General features: G+C 51.8%; 15 protein-coding genes. 13 read left to right on the top strand and 2 right to left on the bottom strand.

What is annotated here, in order from left to right; all coding sequences use genetic code 11:
• Positions 1-139: 139 nt before the first annotated feature.
• Positions 140-1,117 (top strand): ORF6N domain-containing protein, encoded by a 978-nt coding sequence (locus CEK71_RS20220; RefSeq protein WP_088621068.1) that lies wholly within the window; start codon positions 140-142, stop codon positions 1,115-1,117.
• A 303-nt stretch (positions 1,118-1,420) separates the two neighbouring features.
• The gene (locus tag CEK71_RS20215) at positions 1,421-2,371 is read left to right on the top strand and encodes an Lcl C-terminal domain-containing protein (RefSeq protein ID WP_088621067.1); all 951 of its coding nucleotides are present in this window, start codon (positions 1,421-1,423) and stop codon (positions 2,369-2,371) included.
• A 375-nt stretch (positions 2,372-2,746) separates the two neighbouring features.
• On the opposite strand, the gene CEK71_RS20210 is transcribed toward CEK71_RS20215, so the two are convergent.
• A complete protein-coding gene (locus CEK71_RS20210) occupies positions 2,747-4,108 on the bottom strand; it encodes a hypothetical protein (protein ID WP_157679483.1) in 1,362 nt (453 codons plus the stop codon).
• Positions 4,109-4,925: 817 nt separating this feature from the next.
• Here CEK71_RS20210 and CEK71_RS20200 point away from each other — a divergent pair.
• On the top strand, positions 4,926-5,831 hold the full coding sequence (locus CEK71_RS20200; RefSeq protein ID WP_198328356.1) for a GGDEF domain-containing protein: 906 nt from the start codon (positions 4,926-4,928) through the stop codon (positions 5,829-5,831).
• A gap of 12 nt (positions 5,832-5,843) precedes the next feature.
• On the opposite strand, the gene CEK71_RS20195 is transcribed toward CEK71_RS20200, so the two are convergent.
• Positions 5,844-6,191, bottom strand: a complete 348-nt coding sequence (locus tag CEK71_RS20195) for a hypothetical protein (RefSeq protein ID WP_157679481.1) — start codon at positions 6,189-6,191, stop codon at positions 5,844-5,846.
• A 137-nt stretch (positions 6,192-6,328) separates the two neighbouring features.
• On the opposite strand from CEK71_RS20195, the gene tnpA reads away from it, so the two are divergent.
• From tnpA to CEK71_RS20145, 10 genes are all read left to right on the top strand, one after another.
• A complete protein-coding gene (tnpA, locus tag CEK71_RS20190) occupies positions 6,329-6,622 on the top strand; it encodes an IS66 family insertion sequence element accessory protein TnpA (RefSeq protein ID WP_088621062.1) in 294 nt (97 codons plus the stop codon).
• Entirely contained in the window at positions 6,610-7,077 is a 468-nt protein-coding gene (gene tnpB, locus CEK71_RS22895; RefSeq protein WP_157679479.1) for an IS66 family insertion sequence element accessory protein TnpB, read from the top strand. The genes tnpA and tnpB overlap by 13 nt, the downstream gene beginning before the upstream one ends.
• 138 nt (positions 7,078-7,215) lie before the next feature.
• Positions 7,216-7,404: a hypothetical protein gene (locus CEK71_RS22890; protein ID WP_157679477.1), complete on the top strand. Its 189-nt coding sequence runs from the start codon at positions 7,216-7,218 to the stop codon at positions 7,402-7,404.
• 193 nt (positions 7,405-7,597) lie between these two features.
• Complete coding sequence (gene fae, locus CEK71_RS20175; protein ID WP_088621061.1) at positions 7,598-8,161, top strand: formaldehyde-activating enzyme; 564 nt, start codon at positions 7,598-7,600, stop codon at positions 8,159-8,161.
• 270 nt (positions 8,162-8,431) lie between these two features.
• Positions 8,432-11,032: a COR domain-containing protein gene (locus CEK71_RS20170; RefSeq protein WP_088621060.1), complete on the top strand. Its 2,601-nt coding sequence runs from the start codon at positions 8,432-8,434 to the stop codon at positions 11,030-11,032.
• A 135-nt stretch (positions 11,033-11,167) separates the two neighbouring features.
• A complete protein-coding gene (locus CEK71_RS20165) occupies positions 11,168-11,401 on the top strand; it encodes a hypothetical protein (protein ID WP_088621059.1) in 234 nt (77 codons plus the stop codon).
• 106 nt (positions 11,402-11,507) lie between these two features.
• Complete coding sequence (gene hrpA / locus CEK71_RS20160) at positions 11,508-15,437, top strand: ATP-dependent RNA helicase HrpA (protein ID WP_088621058.1); 3,930 nt, start codon at positions 11,508-11,510, stop codon at positions 15,435-15,437.
• Between the two features lie 160 nt (positions 15,438-15,597).
• Complete coding sequence (gene speA, locus CEK71_RS20155; protein ID WP_088621057.1) at positions 15,598-17,427, top strand: biosynthetic arginine decarboxylase; 1,830 nt, start codon at positions 15,598-15,600, stop codon at positions 17,425-17,427.
• A 1-nt stretch (position 17,428) separates the two neighbouring features.
• Positions 17,429-18,295, top strand: coding sequence for an NAD(P)-dependent oxidoreductase (locus CEK71_RS20150; protein WP_088621056.1), 867 nt, complete (start codon positions 17,429-17,431; stop codon positions 18,293-18,295).
• A 270-nt stretch (positions 18,296-18,565) separates the two neighbouring features.
• Positions 18,566-20,176 carry a complex I subunit 4 family protein gene (locus CEK71_RS20145; RefSeq protein WP_232463701.1) on the top strand — a complete coding sequence of 537 codons (1,611 nt, stop codon included), beginning with the start codon at positions 18,566-18,568 and terminating at the stop codon, positions 20,174-20,176.
• The last annotated feature ends 45 nt before the right edge of the window (positions 20,177-20,221 follow it).

Here is a 20,221-nt window from a genome sequence, read left to right as displayed (position 1 = left end):
CTTGTCCGTTATGACAGGGTGGGTGAGGCGGTCGAAAGACCGACCAGTCCTGATACTGGTACGCCAACCTCATTCATCCTGTCACCCATGATTGGCGTCGTCGGTGGCAGGTTTAAAACTTGTTTATCAGGACAAAGTTATGAATACCCAATCTAACCACACCCAAAATCCGCCTACCGTTTGCGTAGAAAATATCAATCTCCCAATTGTTGTTTATCAAGACACCCGCGTTATCACCACTGACCTTTTAGCCAAGGTGTACGGTACGGAACACAAAAACATTCAGAATAACTTCGAACGCAATAAAGCGCGTTTTCAAGAAGGCCTCCATTATTTCAAACTGGAAGGCGAACAACTAACCCTCTTTAAGAGGGGTAGTCCACAAATCCCCAAAAACACTAAGCATCTTACCCTCTGGACAGAACGCGGCGCAGCCCGCCACGCCAAAATGCTCGACACCGACCAAGCCTGGGATGTGTTCGACAAACTGGAAGCCACCTATTTTGAGCAGCCCGCCGCCAAGCCGTCACAAGAACTGCCCCCATCCGAACCGCCCACCATCACCAAAGCCCAACAAGGCGAACTCTACACCCGCGCCACCCGCATCGCTGGCGGCGACAAAAAGAAAATGACCGCCATCTGGTCGCGCCTGCGCACCCACTACCGCATCAACGGCTACACCAACCTCCCCGCCGACCAATTCCAAGACGCGCTGGAAACCCTGGACCGCTACAAACAAGAATACAACCAAGGCGCGGAAATCCTCCACATCAGCACCATCGAACTGGAGGCCATGCTGACCGAACGCGCCCAAGCCCTGCCCCCGCCCGCCAAAGAAGGCGAACTCCTGCCCAACCCCACCAAAGACGACCTGATCGGCATCCTGACCCGCCAAATAACCGCCCTGGAGGCGCAACTGCAAGCCGCCCAAAACCTAAACCCCGCCAGAATGATCCTGGCCCTCAAACAAGAAGGCCACCTGGTGATCGAAAAAGGCCAAGACCTGCCCGGCCAAATCGTCATGCACTACGTCTCCCCCAAACGCCTCACCCAACTAATCCATTGCGCCACCGAGCGCTTAGAAAACTTCTTAAGGGAAGAAGTGGCAAACGCCTAAAACCCATCAAAACAAACAACCCTCACCCGTCCGGCGCAAACCGCCGGACACAAAAAAGCCCCGTTAAGGGGCTTATTGTAAAAACTCAGTAGCATCTTTAGCCTAAAGCCCCCCTACATAACAAACCTGAGCCATCAGCCACTGCAAGCCGTTTCCGTCTAACCACTTCATCTTTATTTGCCAAAACGGGCATTATTCTCTGCCCTAGTATTAGCCCTATTGTTATACTAAGGCTTCCACTCAAAACGGCATAATTAATCCGTTTGTGGCAAGTTAATCCTTAAGTACCCCCCGGAGACTCTTATGAAATCATGGCTCAAACTATCCGCCTTAAGCCTGACGCTGGCACTTATGTCCCTAAATACGTCCCACGCCGCCCCTCCCGTAGGCAAGCAAGTCACGGGCGCGGTAATCCTGCAAGGCGGTAGCGACTCGGCGGTCAAATGGCCGGCACCGCTTACCGACAGCTATAAGGTGCATGTGTTCACGCCCAACAACGGCACCGCGACCAACGCCCTGTACCGCGTCTACCCCAACGGCAAACGCGCCGGCAGCACCGCATGTTTAAGCACCGATGCCAAATTTCCGTGTTATGAAGTGACCGTAGACCAAACCCAGCACCAAAATGCCTGGACACAACTGATGCAAAACGATGACCCGGCCACGAAATGGAATTTTGTCAAAGGCAAAGGTTACGTCACGCTAGTGGCCAGCAACCTCAGCGCGGCGGAACTGTTAAGCGCGTCCGTCTTGGTGCGGTTTGAAAACCAATCCATCGTCATCGGCAAAATCTACCAGGGCGGCATCATTTTCTACGTTGACAACAGCGGCGAACACGGCTTGGTGGCCGCCGCCACCGACCAGAGTACGGGCATACAATGGTCTAACGGCACTTACCTTTACACAGGCGCGAACGGTGTCGCCGTGGGTACCGGTGCCGCCGACACCAACTCAATCATCAAATCCCAAGGCGCGGGGTCTTATGCCGCCACACTGGCCGCCAACTTGGTGCTGGGCGGCTACAGTGACTGGTTCTTGCCGTCTAAGGATGAGCTAAACCTGATGTACCAAAATATCGGGGCAGGTGCCGCCGCACCGCTGACCAATATCGGTGGTTTTACCAGCAACTACTACTGGAGTTCGTCCGAGTACGGCTACCGCTACGCTTGGGTACAGGAATTCGGGGCTGGCTCTCCGGGCGGTAGCATGAAGTCCTACACCACGCTTTACGTCCGTGCTGTAAGAGCTTTTTAACCATATATACTGTAACAGCCAAGTTTTCGGCTTTTACAATTCACCGTAGGGTACGCTGTGCGTACCTTTTGCACTGATTTTTATGAGGTTTTTTTAAAGGTACGCACAGCGTACCCTACGAAAAAAACCGAAAACTTGGCCGTTTGAAGTATAGATTGGTAACTTCTTAATATGTCATTCGTGCTTACAAGCTTCAACAGGAATTATCAAAGCATAACGCGATGTTCGACGTTTTAAAGTGGATTGTCGGGCAGAAACGGCCTGCCCGACTTTGTCTGTTGGTGGGTATTGCAACCTGGCTCATTCCGGTAGCCCAGATGCTTTTGACGCTAAAAAATCGCTTAGTTGAACGTCAGTAGCATCCGGACGCTATCATTACTGAAGATTACGGAACAGGATGATAGGGTTACTAAAAACAGGAGAGGTTGCTGAGATCACCCTGGAAGTATCGCCCGAAACAACTAGCATATTGCCGTTCTGCCCGTTCGCATATTGGTCCGGCATTGTCGCTACCTTGCTGATAGAATAGCCATTTTGCCCATACAGGAAGGCATCGTAAGTTTCGTAGATCCCGTCAATGCCACCAACGAAACGTCCCTCGGTATCAATTTCCGCATTGTTGGGGTAAGGGGCGGCCGGTAGCGTCTGTACCTGTAAGAGCGTCTTGCCGCTGTAGACATCAAATTCATACGGATACCCGCAGGCAGGATAGACATGGGCACCGTTATCAGATACCGCCAGATCCTGGCAATTTTCCCCTGAAATAGAACTTGATCCAAATGATGCCACCTTCAGGGTACCACCATTATCCGTGACCTTATAGCCCGTTAGCGAACCAGGGCTAATGCCGAGGTCTACAGAGTACATGTTCTGCCCGTTGGGTGTCACCGCGATGAACTCTTGTGTTAGGGGGGTGGAAGTTAAGGGCGTGTTAGTCTCGACGCTAAATATTTTCCCACCCGCCGGATAGATGGCGGGTACGCCAAAAGGCCGGGCATATACCATGCTAAAACCGGGGCCGATTTTTTGGCCGATATTGAACTGGGATAACTTCGTACCGTTAACGGCGTTTAGCTTGACTATCCGGTAGTTAGTGTAATCCGCAGCGAAGAGGAACTGGCCGTCGCCACTGACCGTCAATGCGCCCACTGTTGCGGCGATCTGTGGGAAACTGGCTACGAGCTTGGCGGTATAGACGTTATAGACATCCACCGTCGAACCGCCACCGGAAACATAAACGTACGGCAGTACCGGATTGGTGGCAAGCGCGGTAACAGTGCGCTTGAAGTCAACGTTTGCGGGGGACTGGGAGCCTATCCACAGCGAAACGGGCAGCGATTGTGTATCGGCAAATTCGCTATTGGCCGCTGTTGAAACAGTGATGGTAGCAAGATAAAGCTGGTCTTTATTAAGCCCTTTAATGTTTGCCTGTAACGTCAGCATACCGGATGTTGTGCCTGATGCCGTAACTTTCAGCCAAGGCTGATTGGACGAGGCGGCCCATGAAACAGGGGCGTTCCCGGCAGTGCGTGTCACATTGAGCGTGCGTGTTAGGTTAGGGTGGGATGGGAATGCGGACAAGGCAATTCCTGCCTTGGACAGATATAAGCGGGTCGGAAAGGCGGTCGCCGTCTCCGTTACCATTGCATCGCTTGCGGAATCCGCAAAACTTGGGGCCGGCAACATTGTCACGGACAGGAACAAGGCTGCAATTGTGCTGTTTATCTTACTATTCATGGTGTATCCCGTTGGTTGTCATCAATTATTGTTAAACGGCGTCGAAAAGTTTTCGGTAAAAAGCGTGGAAATTTATCACTAGATTTCTCATGCAATTGTTTTATCGTATTTATTTGTTGATGCTGTAAAAAATAGGAGCGAAAAGTAGCAGCTATTGACCGCCGTTTTACACCAATAAGTTTAAAGGTTTGTGAAATAGCCAGAAAATAACGCCCTATCTTTTAATTATATCCGATATTGGTTTATTTTAGGACTTAAAAAGGTTTTATATGCGCTTGCTTTCTCGGTATCTCCAAAGATTTAGCATAGGGAGACACCATAACCGACCGTTTCACTACCATACAATTGATAGTTATTAATACTTAACGTAATGGCAGTGACGCACCCCACTCTTTACGGCAAATTCAAATCCCCCCGACGGTTGCAAACATACCGCTGCGTATACGGCGGAATATTGCTGGTAGTCTCAATAACAACAATCTCAAAAGCCAACCGCACCACCCTTTAACATGAGGCCTGCCGTCAACCTATACGGCTTAACGGAAGTTAAAAAATATATGCCCATCTACTTATATACCCTAACCTAATTGGGATATACTGACCGTTTGGGATATTCCATGCCTCCTCGATAATCCCCTATGACAAAGCATATACTGTCAACGCAAAGGCAGGCGAAAAGCAAGGCCGTTATGCCGTTTATGCCCAGCGACCACGCCCTACTCCCAATCCGCAGAATGGGTAAAATCCGCATGAACTTACGACACATACCGCCCATTTTCTGACACTAGACATGACAGCACAACACACACAAGAGCGAATGGCCATACGCACAGCCGTTTTTGACGCTTTGCAACAGCAAATCGCCGTGATTGATGACACCGGTACCATTATTGATGTCAATTACGCCTGGATACGTTTCGGGGCGGAAAATAATTTGTCGCCTGAGTTCAGCAGCATTGGCAGCAACTATCTTGAGATTGTCCGGTACTCCCACTTCATGGGCGACAGGCTTGCCGTTCAGGCATTGCAAGGCATCTTGACGGTCATTAATGGCACTTCCCCCCATTTTTACTATGAATACCCCTGCCATAGCCCCGACCAACAGCGTTGGTTCATGATGCGCGTGTCGACCTTACAGGGCGGCCCTAAACGCCTGTTCGTCATCGCCCATTACGACATTACTGAGCGCAAGCTGGCTGAAGAAAAAGCGGAACGCCTGTCTTTGCATGACCCGCTGACAGGTTTGGCTAACCGCCGCCATTTCAATGAGTTTCTGCATGAAGAGATGCGCCGGTGCATCCGTAACCAATTGCCCATCAGCTTGGTGATGATAGACGTTGATAATTTCAAGGGCTACAACGACCAGCTCGGCCATCTTGCGGGGGATAAATGCCTGATCAAAGTTAGCCAAGTGCTGTCGTCGTTCGCCAGTAGGCCAAACGATCTTGCCGCCCGTTTGGGGGGTGACGAATTCGCCGTCATCTTCGGTGGCGCAAGTAACACTTATGCGCAAACCGTCGCCCATTCTCTCAGGGAAACAATCAGCGGCCTGAACTTGGTCTTTGGTAGGGGAAAGCTCGTGACCATTAGTGCGGGCATCGTCTCCGTAGACCTGCTTAAGCACCAATCGGAAGAGACTTTACTTCATGAAGCGGACAAAGCCTTATATTGCGCAAAATCGGCAGGCCGTAACCGGGTGATACACACGCAGTTGGACAACTAACCGCTCCCCACATTACGGCAAATTCAAATCCGCCCGACGGTTGCAAACATACCGCTGCGTATACGGCGGTATATTGCTGGTAGTCTCAATAGCGACAATCTCAAAAGCCAACCGCACTACAGTAGTGATCAGCACCATCACCACATCATGCTTTTGTGGCATCGCCTCCGGTGCTTCACTTTCCGGCTCAAGCAAAAACCGAAACTCATCCTGAAAGCCGTTGTTGGCATCCTGCCTGTCCGTCATCTGTGACGGGCTAAAACCGTCAACCTGCAAAGCATAGCCGTTGCCGACAAACGCCCAAGCCACATCCTCTTCATCGTCAAAGCTCAGCACCCCCATGCCGCCCATCGTCGGCATACCGCCCACTTCATCAGGGGCAGACCGATTGACGCTAGGCCTAAAAATCTGGCAATTGTTGCGTAAACGTCTAACCCAGCCACCTAGGCAAACCTGATACGAACTGTCATCCTTGCCCTTTTATATGGGGAATACCGATGGGATTATCAAAGAAGTGGATTGGGCATATTGAAGCATGGCAGGCCAGCGGCCTGCCGCAAGCGGATTTTTGCCGGCAACAGCAGCTGAACGCCAAAACCTTTGCGGCACGATTGTGCGAATACCGTCGGGTGCAACCGGCATTGCCGCCGCCTCCGGCCTTCATTCCGGTACAAGTCCAAGTGCCGGCATCCGAACCTTTTGTGCTGCGGCACACGGGCGGCCACAGTCTTGAGTTGCCGCCGGGCGTATCGGCGGCTTGGTTGGCGGAGCTGTGGCGATGCCTGGGCTGATCCCATGCCCGCCGCACATTTGGCTGGCGGTGTCGCCCGTGGACATGCGCAAGGGCGCCGACGGCCTGTCGGCCATCGTCCAGCAGGCGTTGGGGCATAAGCCGTGCGCGGGCTCCGCGTTCGTATTCCGCAACCGGGCGGGCAACCGCCTGAAGCTGTTGTTGTGGGGTGGAGGCGGGCGCATCCAAGCCCAGTTGCAAGGCAATGCCTTGGTCGTTTGCCGCCGCGCTGTTAATGGTCAGGGTATTGAGCCATTGGCTGAGTTGCGCCGCTTCCGTTTTCGGCAACCAAGTGCTGACATTGCGTTCCATATCTCCGTGCAGGCGGTTCAAGTCGATGCTCAGCCCGGCCAGTTTGGGTTCGACCACGCGTTTGAGCAAGTCTTGCAATTGGCTGATGTTGACTTGGTGGCCTTGCTGGTCGTAAGCCGTCGCTTGGGTGACAGGGAGGCTTAAGACACTATGGTCGGCATTTAAGGTCGGTTTTTGTAAGGTTTCCAACACACCTTGCCACTTTAACACGGTCATGCACTGGCCGCCCAATTTAGTGCCAAACTGCACTTGCACATCATTTACTAAGCGAATTTGTTCGGCTTGGCCGTTTATTTTCAGATTGGCGAGTTTGAGGTAACTGCATTTTGCGCCGTCTTGCCACAGGTCGGCGGTGTGTTCTGCACCTGTGTAGAGGCTATTGGTGACCAGTTTGGCGATCAAACCGTAATCAAGCTGCAAAGGCAAGTTGAGCGCTTGGGCTTGGCTTATCGGGCTAAAGGTGCCGAATAAGGCTAAGGCCACGGCGGATAAAGCGAATTTCATAACGTCTTCCTTAAGGATAGGGAGGGGGTGATTAGTATCGGGCAACAGTCTGAACCTACTCTGAATTAACGGTTAGGTAGGGGTAAGCAGAGATAATGTTTGCCGTAGTTTCATTATCCGGCATAGAATGCCAAACTTTTACTTTTTTAGGAGTTTACCCATGTCAGACCTTACCGCAGACAGTATTTGGTTCAGAACCGCCGAAGCGACAGTGTTTTCCAGCGACGGCCAAGGCACCGATGCGATGCCGGAAATTTTGATCGGCAGCGTTAAAGGCCCGGCTGGTCAGGCTTTCGCCAATCTGATGGGACAAACCGAAGGCCATACGCGCATGTTTGCCATCCGCGCCTGTAACCAACAAGTCCGCCCCGCGACCATGATTGTGCCGAAAGTGACCATTAAATCAGCGGCCTACGTTAACTTGTTCGGCGGCCCCGTGCAATCGGCCATTGCTGATGCGGTATTGGACAGCGTTATTGCCGGAGTTATCCCGAAAGAATGGGCAAATGATTTGTGTATCGTCGCGATGGTGTGGATTGCTCCTGAATGTGCGACTAATCCAGAACTGGACCGTAAGGATTTGTACCGCACCAATTATGAGGCAATGAAGCTGGCTATTTCGCGGGCGATGAGCAACTCGCCGAGCATTGACGAGCTGATCGCTAACCGCCACAGCATTGTCCATGAGATGTATGATCCTGAGACGGGGGAGTCGCAGTGGTAGGGTAATTTGGAACAGCCCGCAGCAGGTGGTTTATGGTTTAAAAATAGAGGCCATGGGCTGCTTGCTTCGGAAATGGCGGTGCGTACAGGGGGTGGTATGAATAGTTGGCTATCCACGCTATTGTGAATATAGAAAGGTTATCTAATGTTATTGCATAAACTGATTTGTGGGCTAATGGCTTAAGCTTTGTTATGCCTAATAGGTTTTGGCCTACCTAAAAAATGCCTATATCAACCCGTTTTTCTTACCCCTATTTAGGTTGCCCCGGCCATGAGCGAAGAAGCGTTGCGACGTATTGCTGAAAATAAACAGACCCAACATTTTGAATTGGATTTGAGCGAATGTGATTTGATTGATTTGCCTGCCGAGCTTTTGGAATGTGTTTGGGTGACAAAGTTATCCTTGAGGTGGAGTGTTGAATTAGTTGATTTGTCAGCATTATCGGCCTTGTCGGGTTTGCAGCACCTTGACTGTTCCGGCACATCGGTGGCCGACTTGTCCGCGCTGTCGGCCTTGTCCGGTTTGCAGCATCTTAATTGTTCCCGCACATCGGTGGCCGACTTGTCCGCGCTGTCGGGTTTGTCCAATTTGCAGCACCTTGACTGTTCCGGCACATCGGTGGCCGACTTGTCCGCGCTGTCGGGTTTGTCCGATTTGCAGCATCTTGACTGTTCCGGCACATCGGTGGCCGACTTGTCCGCGCTGTCGGCCTTGTCCGGTTTGCAGAGCATTGACTGTTCGGGCACATCGGTTGCCGATTTATCGCCAATAAAGTATTTAATTAAAGATAATGTACAGGTAATTGAAAGTGATTCGCTTCTTTTGCGGTTTGTCAGAAGTAAGTATTTGTCAGGAATCTATGTTGGTGATTGCCCTTTAATCTGCCCACCTATTGAAATAGCCCAAGACTCTCCAGAAGCCGTAGTGGATTATTTTGAAGAACTCGGCGAAGACGGACGCAATCTCAACGAAGTTAAAATCATTTTCCTAGGTGAGGCTTCGGCAGGTAAAACCTCGTTGGTGAAGCAATTAATGGGGGAGGCATTTGACCTTCGTGAGAGCCAAACCCACGGTATCCGTATCCGCAAAGTGCCGTTTACTATGCCCGATGGTGATGCCGTCACGGCGCATTTATGGGATTTTGGTGGTCAGGAAGTGATGCACGCCACCCATCAGTTTTTCTTATCGCAACGGAGTGTTTATGTGTTGCTGCTGAATAGCCGTAATGATGACCAAGCGGAAAAATGGCTGAAACACGCGGAAAGTTTTGGTGGGCGTTCGCCTGTGCTGGTGGTGTTAAATAAAATTGACGAAAACCCGTCGTTTGAGGTTGAGCGCAAAAGTTTGCAAGAAAAATATCCGCAAATTCAAGGGTTTTTCCGGCTGTCTTGCGCGGAGAATAATCATTCGGGGTTTGTTGAATTCAAGGAAGCGTTGCGCCAGCAAATTGACCGCTCTGATACGCGCCGGACACCGTTTCCGGCGCGGTGGTTGGCGGTGAAAAACCATTTTGCCGATATGACGGCGGACTATATTGAAGCGGCGGAGTTTCGGCGAGTGTGTGAACGGCACGGGGTGGCGCGTCCGTTAAGCCAAGACGTGTTGTTGCAATTTCTGCATGATTTGGGGGTGGTGATTAATTTCCGTAATCTGCAAAATTTTGATACCCAAATCCTTAATCCGCTATGGCTGACGAATGGCGTTTACCGGATTATCAATTCCGGCTTGGTTGCCGAAAGTGGCGGTTTGCTTAAGGAAGCGGATTTTGACGCGGTGATTAACGATTCGCGCTACCAAACAAATGATACTAGCGAGCAGGCCTTTCATTATCCGAAACATAAGTTACAGTATATTGTTCGGGTAATGCAGGAGTTTGAGCTGTGTTTTATGCTCGATACGCAGCGTTATGTTGTACCGCAATTGTTACCCGCCAATGCCTCGGATTTTCAGTTTGATGGGGCGGTGTTGAAGTTTGTTATCCATTTTCCTGATTTGTTGCCTAGTAGTGTGTTCCCGCGTCTGATGGTTAAGCTGCATACCTTTATTCGCGGTGCAGACCGTTGGCGCACGGGTATGGTGCTGCATAAGCCGACTGTTTTTCAGGCATCGGCACGGGTGCGCTGGGATAAGGAAGACCAAAAGCTGTTGCTGGATGTGTGTGGTGAGGAGCGGCGGCGTTTTTTAAGTTTTATTCGGGAAACGGTTAAAGAGATTGTTGCTGATTTTGCGAACTTAAATTTTACCGAATTAGTGCCGATACCGGATGGTGATGCTTATAAAGATTACGATGAGTTGGTTTGTGCAGAGCAGGATGGTGAAGAAGAGGTTTATATCAAGGAATTGAGAAAGCGGGTAAAAATTGCCGATTTGTTGGATGGTGTGGAGGAGGCTGTAATGCGTGATGAAGAAGCGCAGAAGCCGATAAAGGCCTTTGTGTCGTATTCCCACGCCGATTTGGAACATCTTAAGGCTTTGCAAGCCGCTTTGTCGCCGCTGGTGCGTTTGGAAAAACTCCAGCTTTGGGATGACCGCAGTATTGATGCGGGTACGGATTGGCGCGAGACGATTTTTCAGCACTTGGCGGCGGCGGATGTTGTTTTGTGTTTGGTCAGCCCGGATTTTGTGAAATCGGATTTTTGTTATCAAGAAGAATTTAGTACGGCTTTGCTGGAGCATAATCGGGGTGAAAAAGTGATTGTGCCGATTAGGCTGCGTAGTACCGATTGGGACGGTTTGCGTTTGAGGGACATTCAGGGTGTGCCTGGGGTATGGGTTACTTCGGCGGGCAATAAGGATGAGGCTTGGACTGAGGTGTCGGTGGCGTTACGCCGGGTGCTGGAGCAGGTGAAAGCACGAAAACGGGCAGAGTAGGTGGTTTTTAGGCTGTGGCGGTTAAAGCTATCGGGTAAAATAGCGGGCAGTTGGTTGCGTCCGGTTATTTGGGGCGGGTCTGTAAATGCTGACAATTCATAAAAGGCAGATAAAATGTGAGTACAAGAACAAATTATGGATGAAATTAATCCTATTCCTGCCGATAAGTTGACTGAGCTTTATCGTTTAGTCCGGCAATTCCGTTTGGGATTAGTGGAGGGGCAGCCGATGCCTGATGATAAGTATCGGTTGCGTAATCAGGAAACCGTTTCTAAACCTGTGACGGGTAAATTATCAGAGCGTTTACTCGCACCTGATATTGCGGCGGATGACCGTTTATTTGAGCGTAGCCAAGACTTAATGAGTTGAGCGTTTTCTGGTTTAAGCCTTAATTTTTGCTAAAGAAGTCGTTAACGTATTTTCGCTTTTCCCTTCCTTATCTTTCCACCCCACAGCAGCACCCACTACCTATTTAATGTCCAGCAACGAACTTATCCAACAACTCACCCGCCAGTTACCTCTGTGTCTGAACCAAGACCGCCATGCGCTGAAACGGCAGTTAGACCGTTTCCGTCAGGATGCCAAGAAAGGCAAGCTGATAGACGGGGCTTTGGCGGCGCTGGCTGGCCGTATCGATAACTCGGTGGCGTTGCGTAACCGCCGCCTTGCCAGTATCCCGCCGCTAAATTTCCCCGATTTGCCTGTTACGGGTAAGAAGGATGAGATTGCCGAGCTGATTAAAAACCATCAGGTGGTGGTGGTGTGCGGGGAAACGGGGTCGGGTAAGACCACGCAGTTACCTAAAATCTGTTTGTCGATTGGCCGGGGTGCGGCCGGGTTTATTGGCCATACCCAGCCGCGCCGGATTGCGGCGCGGACGGTGGCGGATCGGATTGCCGAGGAATTGGGCGAGACGATTGGCAAGTCGGTGGGCTATAAAATCCGTTTTAATGACAAAACCCATGCCGAATCCTTGGTTAAGCTGATGACGGACGGGATTTTGCTGGCGGAGTCGCAAAATGACCCGTATCTGAACCAGTACGACACTATTATTATTGACGAGGCGCATGAGCGCAGTCTGAATATTGATTTTTTGATCGGCTATATGAAGTGGCTGTTGCCGAAACGCCCGGATTTAAAGCTGGTCATTACGTCGGCGACGATTGATACCAAACGGTTTTCCGAGCATTTTGACAATGCGCCGATTATTGAGGTGTCGGGGCGGACGTATCCGGTGGATATCCGTTATCGCCCTATTGAGCAAAAGGACGAGGACGAGGAAAACGATGAGACCACTGATGATTTGCAGAATGCGATTCTCGATGCGGTCGATGAACTGACCCGCGATTTGCGCGGCGATATTCTGATTTTTTTAAGCGGTGAGCGGGAAATTAGGGAAACCACGGATTCGTTAAAAAAGCATCATCCCACCCAGTATGAGATTTTGCCGCTGTATTCTAAGCTGAGCGTCAGTGAGCAGGAGCGGGTGTTTAACCCTAAGGGTGGCAAGTTGCGCATTGTTTTGGCGACTAACGTTGCGGAAACCTCGTTGACGGTGCCGGGCATACGCGGGGTGATTGATACCGGACATGCGCGGATTAGCCGCTATAGCCACCGCAGTAAAATCCAGCGTTTGCCGATTGAGCGGGTGTCGCAATCCAGCGCTAACCAACGCGCCGGACGGTGCGGGCGGGTCGCGGAAGGGATTTGTATCCGTCTGTATTCGCGCGAGGACTATATTGCCAGGCCGGAGTTTACCGAGCCGGAGATCATGCGCACTAATTTGTCGGCGGTCATTTTGCAGATGGCGGCGTTGAAATTGGGTGATATTGAGGATTTTCCGTTTATCGAGCCGCCTGATGACAAAATGATCCGTGACGGCAAGACCATGCTGCAAGAGGTCAATGCCTTGGATAAAGCGGGGCAGTTGACTGATGTCGGGCGGCAGTTGGCGAAGTTTCCGACTGACCCTAAGTTGGCGCGGATGTTGGTGGCGGCCCATGATGAGGGCTGTCTGCATGAGGTGGCGATTATTGTCGCGGCCTTAAGTGTGCAAGACCCGCGCGAGAAGCCTGCTGATAAGATGGGGCAGGCGGATGCCAAACATGCGGCGTTCCGGCATCCCGAATCGGATTTTTTGACGTTGCTGAATGTCTGGAACACTTACGAGGAACAGAAAAAGCATTTGTCGAACAGCAAATTGCGTAAATATTGTTCGGATAATTTTTTGTCTTATATGCGGATGCGCGAGTGGTTTGATATTCACGCGCAAATTTTGCAGGCGGTGAAGGGGGATTTAAAAATGCACCTGAATGCCCCCGCCGTTACGCTGGCGGCGGCAGATGCGCCGCCGTTGCCTTATGAGAATATCCACCGCGCGTTATTGACGGGGCTGTTGTCGAATATCGGTTTCCGCCATGAGCAATACGAGTATTTGGGCGCGCGGGGCCTAAAGTTTTTCATTTTCCCTGGGTCTGGGGTGCATAAGCTGAAACCGAAGTGGATTATGGCGGCGGAGCAGGTCGAGACCAGTAAGGTGTATGCGCGGACGGTGGCGCGGATTGAACCGGAATGGATAGAGCATTGCGCGGGGCATTTGGTTAAGCATAATTATTATGACCCGCATTGGGAGAAAAAAGCCGGACGCAGTGCGGTGTATGAGCGCACCTTGTTATATGGCCTGACCTTGCAGGCGGGGCGGAAAATCCCTTATGAGCGGGTGGATGCAAAATCGGCGCGGGAGCTGTTTATCCAATCGGCGTTGGTCAGCCATGAGTACCACAGCAACGCGCCGTTTTATGTCGCAAACCAAAAGTTGCTGGAAGAAGTCGGCATGATCCAGCATAAGGGGCGGCGTGTCGATTTGGTCGAAGATGAGCTGTGGTTATATGGTTTTTATGATGCTAAGTTGCCTGCTGAGGTGGTCAATGGCATCACTTTAGACCAGTGGCGCAAGACGGTTGAAAAAACCAATCCGAAGTTCCTGTTTTTGACTAAGGAAGATTTGACCCGCGAGAAAGAGGGCTATGTTAACGAGTGGGATTATCCTGATAGCAAGAAAATCGGTAATCTGACCATTCCGCTGCAATACCGTTTTGAGCCGGGTCATGATGAGGACGGGGTGACGGCGGTGATTCCTGTGCATCAGTTAAACCAATTGTCGGCTGTGCCGTTTGACTGGTTGGTACCGGGTTTGTTGGAAGAAAAATGTATCGCTTTGATTAAAGCCTTGCCGAAAAACTTGCGCAAGCACTTTGTCCCCGTACCGGAAACCGTCAAACGCTGTTTGGAAATCGAGCCGGATTTTAAGGGGTTGTTGCAAGAATGGCTGAGTTACCGTTTGCGCAAGTTGACGGGTGAGGCTGTGCCGTTAAATGCCTGGGCGTTGGATGGGGTTGCCGAACACTTGAAAATGAATTTCCGGGTGATTGATGACCAAGGCAAGCTGTTGGATTATGGCCGCGATTTGAAAAAATTGCAGCAAAAACACGCTATCCAGGCGGTGCAAAGCTTTGATCAGATTGCCGCTGATGAGTTGAGTTACACGGGCTGTATCCAATGGGCATTTGACGATTTGCCCGATACTTATGCGTTTATCCAGCAGGGGCAGAATTTTATCGGCTTTCCGGCCATTGTCGATGAAGGCGATGCGGTGGGGGTACGGATTTTTGACACTGAGCAAAAAGCGGCGGCTGAGCATCAGGCGGGTCTATTGCGGCTGTTCCAGTTGTCGTTGCGTAAGGAATGCGCTTATTTGGGCAAAAATAATCTGCAAGCCGCCGCTGCTGAACTGGCTTACCACCGTTTAGCGGCGCACCCGATCATTAAGCATGCCGTTACCGCTTCCTATAAGGAAGATATGCTGAAATTGATTTTGCAGCATGTTTTTATGGACGGGCGCATTATCCGTACCCAGCAGGCCTTTGAGCATAGCTTGCAGCAAAATAAGCCGGGGCTGATGTTGGTGGCGAATGATGCGGGTAAGTTGGCGTTGGAGGTGATGGCTTTGTACACGGCGGTTAAGGCGCAGTTACAGCGGCTGAATGCTAACGATCCGCTGGCCATTGATGTCAACGGGCAATTGGCGGTTTTGGTCTATGCGGGTTTTTTACGCACGACCCCTTATGAGCAGCTTAAGGCTGTGCCGCGCTATTTAAAGGCGATTAGTTACCGTTTGGAGAAGCTGGATAATAACCCGCAAAAAGTCCAGGAGCTGAACCGTTATGTGTTGCGCTATTGGAAGGATGTGGAGAAAAAAGCCCCCAAAAATACTATTGTGCCTGAGCAGGAGGCTTTCCGTTGGATGCTGGAAGAGTTTCGGGTGTCGCTGTTCGCCCAGCATTTGAAAACGGCTTATCCGATTTCGGCGAAACGCTTGGATAAGGCGTGGGATGAGCGGGGTTAGGGTGGCGGCACATAATTCGGGTTGTTTGGGCTTAATTTTCTTGGCCTTGGTGTACAATGCCGCCTATTGTCTTTAGCCGACTAACCGCCGCCCTAATGTTGGCTTGGCGGGCTATCCGTCTTTTCTTGTCCATTAAAAAACCATTCATCGGAGCCAATAAGTGAACTTAAAATCCTGGACTATCCAGCAATCTGCGCAAACCTACGCCATAGATTTATGGGGTGACGGCTATTTCTCGATTAATGCGCAAGGGCATGTGTGTGTTAAGCCCAGTGCCGATAAGGATATTGCTTTGGATTTGTACGAGATTGCCGAATCGTTAAATGACAAGCAGTTGTCGTTGCCGGTGCTGGTGCGCTTTACTGATATTTTAAAAGATCGGGTCATCCGTTTGGATAACGCCTTTAAAAAAGCGTGCGCCAAGTTGGCCTATACGGGTAAGTATACGCCTGTTTATCCGATTAAGGTTAACCAGCAGCGGCAAGTGGTGGAAGGCATTTTAGCGGCGGATAATATCGGTCTGGAGGCGGGCAGTAAGCCGGAGTTGCTGGCGATTATGGCCTTATCGCATCAGGGGGTGGTGGTCTGTAATGGTTATAAAGACCGTGCCTATATCCGTTTGGCGTTGATTGGCCTGAAAATGGGCTTGAATTTATATCTGGTGATTGAAAAGCCGCTGGAGTTGGAGCTGATTATCGAAGAGGCGGCTAAGTTGGAGATTCGGCCTTCGTTAGGGTTGCGGGTCAGGTTGTCGAGCATTAGTGCGGGCAAATGGCAGAACAGCGGCGGCGAAAAATCCAAGTTTGGCCTTCATGCTTACGAAGTCCTGCAATTAGTGGAGCGTCTTAAGCAAGCGGGGCTGTTGGATTGCTTAAAGCTGATGCACTTCCACATGGGATCGCAAATCGCCAATATCCACGATATTAAAATCGCTTTAAAAGAAGCGGGGCAATTTTATGTGGAATTACGCCGTTTAGGCGCGGCGATTCAAATTGTTGATGCGGGCGGCGGCTTAGGGGTGGATTATGACGGTAGCCGTTCGCGCCGCGAATCGTCGATTAATTATAGTCTTGATGAATATGCGCACAATATTGTCCGTAGCTTTGCCGATATATGCGCGGAAAAACAAGTGCCGCAACCGGATATTATCACCGAGTCAGGCCGGGCGTTGACGGCGCATCACGCGGTGCTGATTACGAATGTCACCGATATTGAATCAGTCTACAGTAATGAGCAGGCGGCGTTGGCGGTGCCGGACAGCCGTAATTTGGTTGAGGCTTACCATGATGCGCATTTTTATTTGTCGGAAGCCCGCGCTAAATTTGCCCGCGATAAGCTGAGCATCAATGGTTTGGCCGAAGCGGAAAATGATTATGCGATTTTCTGCCAGCAGTTACAAAATTCCTTGAATCCGAATAATCAGAATGAAGCGGCGATTTTGCAGGAATTGCATGAAAAATTGGCGGATAAGATTTTCTGTAATTTCTCCCTGTTCCAGTCTTTGCCGGATATTTGGGGTATAGACCAGTTGTTTCCTATCATGCCTATCCACCGTTTGGATGAGCAACCGACCCGCCGCGCGGTTATCCAAGATTTGACCTGTGATTCCGATGGCCGTATCGACCAATATATTGACGGGCAAAATCTGGAAAAGACTTTGCCCGTGCATGATATTGATAGCGAGCAACCGTATTTGATCGGCTTCTTTATGGTCGGGGCGTATCAGGAGATTTTGGGGGATATGCACAATCTGTTCGGCGACACCCATTCTATCAATATCAAGCTGGATGATAAGGGCTACCATTTTTACGATTTGCAGGAAGGCGAGGATGTTTCGGAATTGCTGGATTATGTGCATATCAGTAGTGAGGAGCTGAAAACGGCGTTCCGTGCCAAGCTGGCGAATAGCCCGCTGAGCGCCCAGCAGCGGCAGGATTATGAGAATGAGCTGGTGGCCGGCTTGAACGCCTATACTTATCTGGAGAAGTGATATGCAGGTGGCAATGGTCGGCCTGGGGGCAATGGGCGAGGGGATGGCGAGAAATCTCGCCAAAGCGGGTTTTTTGACAGCAGTCTATAACCGCACCGCCGCTAAGGCCGAAGCGCTTGCCAATGCGTTGGCGGTACGGGCTTACCCTACGCTTGAAACCCTTGCCGCCGATATGGATGTGGTTTTTCTGTGTGTGTCGGCAGATAGTGATGTGTTGGCGGTGGTTTCGGCGCTGGCGGCGCACCTTAAGTCTGGGGCGGTGGTGGTCGATATGTCTACTGTCAGCAGTGCCACGGCGCAACAAGCGGCGGCAATATTAGCTGCGCGGCAAGTGGCGTTTCTGGATGCGCCCGTTTCGGGGGGTGTGGAAGGTGCGAAAAACGGCACTTTGTCGATGATGGTCGGCGGTGAGGCGGCGATAGTAGGCCGTGTTAGGCCATTATTGGAGTCGATGTCCGCGCGGATTATTCATTTGGGGGCGACGGGGGCAGGGCAGGCGACTAAGGCCGTCAATCAAGTGTTGTGTGCGGGCATTAACCAAGCGGTGACGGAAGCGCTGGCCTTTGCCCAAGCGCAACAGTTGCCGATGGAATTGGTGATCGATGCGGTGGCAGGCGGTGCGGCAGGAAATTGGTTTTTAGACCATCGCGGCAAGACGATGGTGAGCGGCAGCTTTGCGCCGGGCTTTAAGTTGGCCTTGCACCATAAAGATTTAAAAATTTGTCAGGCGATGGCGGCAGCGGCGGGGGTAGAAATTCCGTTGGCGGCGACGACAGTCCTTGATTATCAAGGCTTAATGGCGGCAGGGCGTGGTGATGAAGACATTTCCGCGCTTTACAGAATCAAGTCGGGACAACGGGATAAGTAAAAATAATAAAATAAATGTTGACGAAGGGAAAAAGGTAAGTATAATAGTCGGCTCTTCACCGGAAACGTGAAGCGCCCCACGGGGCGGAAAGGGGGCGGGTTGGTTGCCCCGGTGCCGTTTTGAAGCCTGCTTCAAAACGGCACGAAAAAAAAGATTTGACAAGCTGGTTTGGCTCTGTATAATAGTCGGACTTAGCCGGGGTGACAACCCCGACGCTCTTTAACAGACCGGATCGAAATAATGTGTGTGGGTGCTTGTGGCGGCCCCCAGATGGGCTATAATAGCCCCAGCCAACCCATTCCAGCCCGCCGCCGCCCAATGACCAGCCCCATCCCGCTCCTTAGCCTCCTTATCCTTATCCCCTTGGCAGGGGCGTTGCTTATCGGCGTATGCGCGTCACTAAGGGCGGCCAAGCTTATTGGCTTAACCGCCGCCGGGCTGACATTACTGGCGAGCCTCTATTTAGTGTACGCCTTCAACCCCGACGACGGCGGGATGCAGTTTGTCGAGCAACGCCCTTGGATACCCAGCCTGCATATCGACTACTTCTTAGGCGTGGACGGCATATCCTTATTGTTTCTGCCGCTCACGGCGGTACTGACCGTCTTCGCCTTACTCGCGTCGTGGCATTCGCACGGCCAAAGCCGCCTGTATGTTGCTTTGGTGCTGGTGCTGGAGGCGGCGACCTTAGGGGTATTTTCAGCCTTGGATTTGGTGCTGTTTTTGGTGTTCTGGCAGCTCACCCTGCCGCCGCTGTTCTTCCTGATCGGCTTATGGAGCGCCGACCCGTTGCGCCGCCACACCGCCAGCAAATACCTGCTCATCAGCTTGTGCGGCAGTGTGCCGCTGTTGCTGGCGATTATCATCCTCGCCGTCAACCACGCCACCCAACTGAACAGCAATTTACCGACCGACTTATCGTTCAGCTTTCCGGTGCTGTTAGAAACCCCGTTGCCCGATAACCTGCAAAACCTGGTCTTTGTGTTGCTGTTTATGGGCTTTGCCGTCAAAGCCCCATTGGTGCCGCTGCATACTTGGCTGCCACAAGTCGCCATGACCAGCCCCGCACCGATTACCGCCCTACTCATCAGCATGAAACTCGGCCTGTACGCGATAATCCGTTTCGCCATGGCCTTAACCCCATCGGCGGCGGTGGAATACGACTGGCTGCTCGGTATCATCGGGGCGATTACGCTGATTTACGGCGCGTTACTGGCCCTACAACAGACCAATCTGCGCCGCCTGCTCGCTTTCGCCAGTATCAGCCATGTCGGCTTGGTGCTGATCGGCTTGGCCTCGCTGAATATGCAGGGCATCCAAGGCGCGTTGCTGCACTTGCTGAATTTCACCCTAGTGGCGGCGGTGCTGATGCTGCTGGCGGGGTTTTTACAGCACCGCCTAGGCAGCACCGACCTGCACCAGCTTGGCGGCTTGGCGCAAGCCCTGCCGAAACTGAGCGGCTTTTATTTTGTGTTTGTCGCGGCGAGTTTGGGCAGCCCCGGCGGCGGGGTCTTCCCCGCCGACCTGTTGCTGGTCTTGGGCGCGTTACAAGCCCATCCTAGCTTGGGCATCACCGCATTGGTAGGGGCGATATTAAGCGCCGCCTGCCTGCTCGGCTTCTCGCGGCGGGCATTTTTAGGCGCGGCGGGCGCGTTGGCGGTCACAGGCCAAGACCTACGCCCGCGTGAGCAAGTCGTGTTGGCGGCGGCGTTGGTGCTGGTGCTGTGGGGCGGCTTAGTGCCGAACAGCTTGCAGGGCTTCAACCAAAAAGCCGCCGAAGCGTGGCTGACCCGTTTGCTGGACCAGCCGGGAATGCAGGGGGATGAGCTGGCGGGTTTGGGGCTGGAGAGGGGAGTCGCCCGCCAGCCCCGAAGTGGCTAGCGGCATTGCCGTGCAACGTCTCTACAAGCGGTTTTTTTAGGGTAC

Source organism: Methylovulum psychrotolerans (assembly GCF_002209385.1).
Classification (GTDB): Bacteria; Pseudomonadota; Gammaproteobacteria; order Methylococcales; family Methylomonadaceae; genus Methylovulum; species Methylovulum psychrotolerans.
The sequence above is the reverse complement of the archived record's forward strand: the minus strand, read 5'-3'. Positions and strand labels throughout refer to the sequence as shown.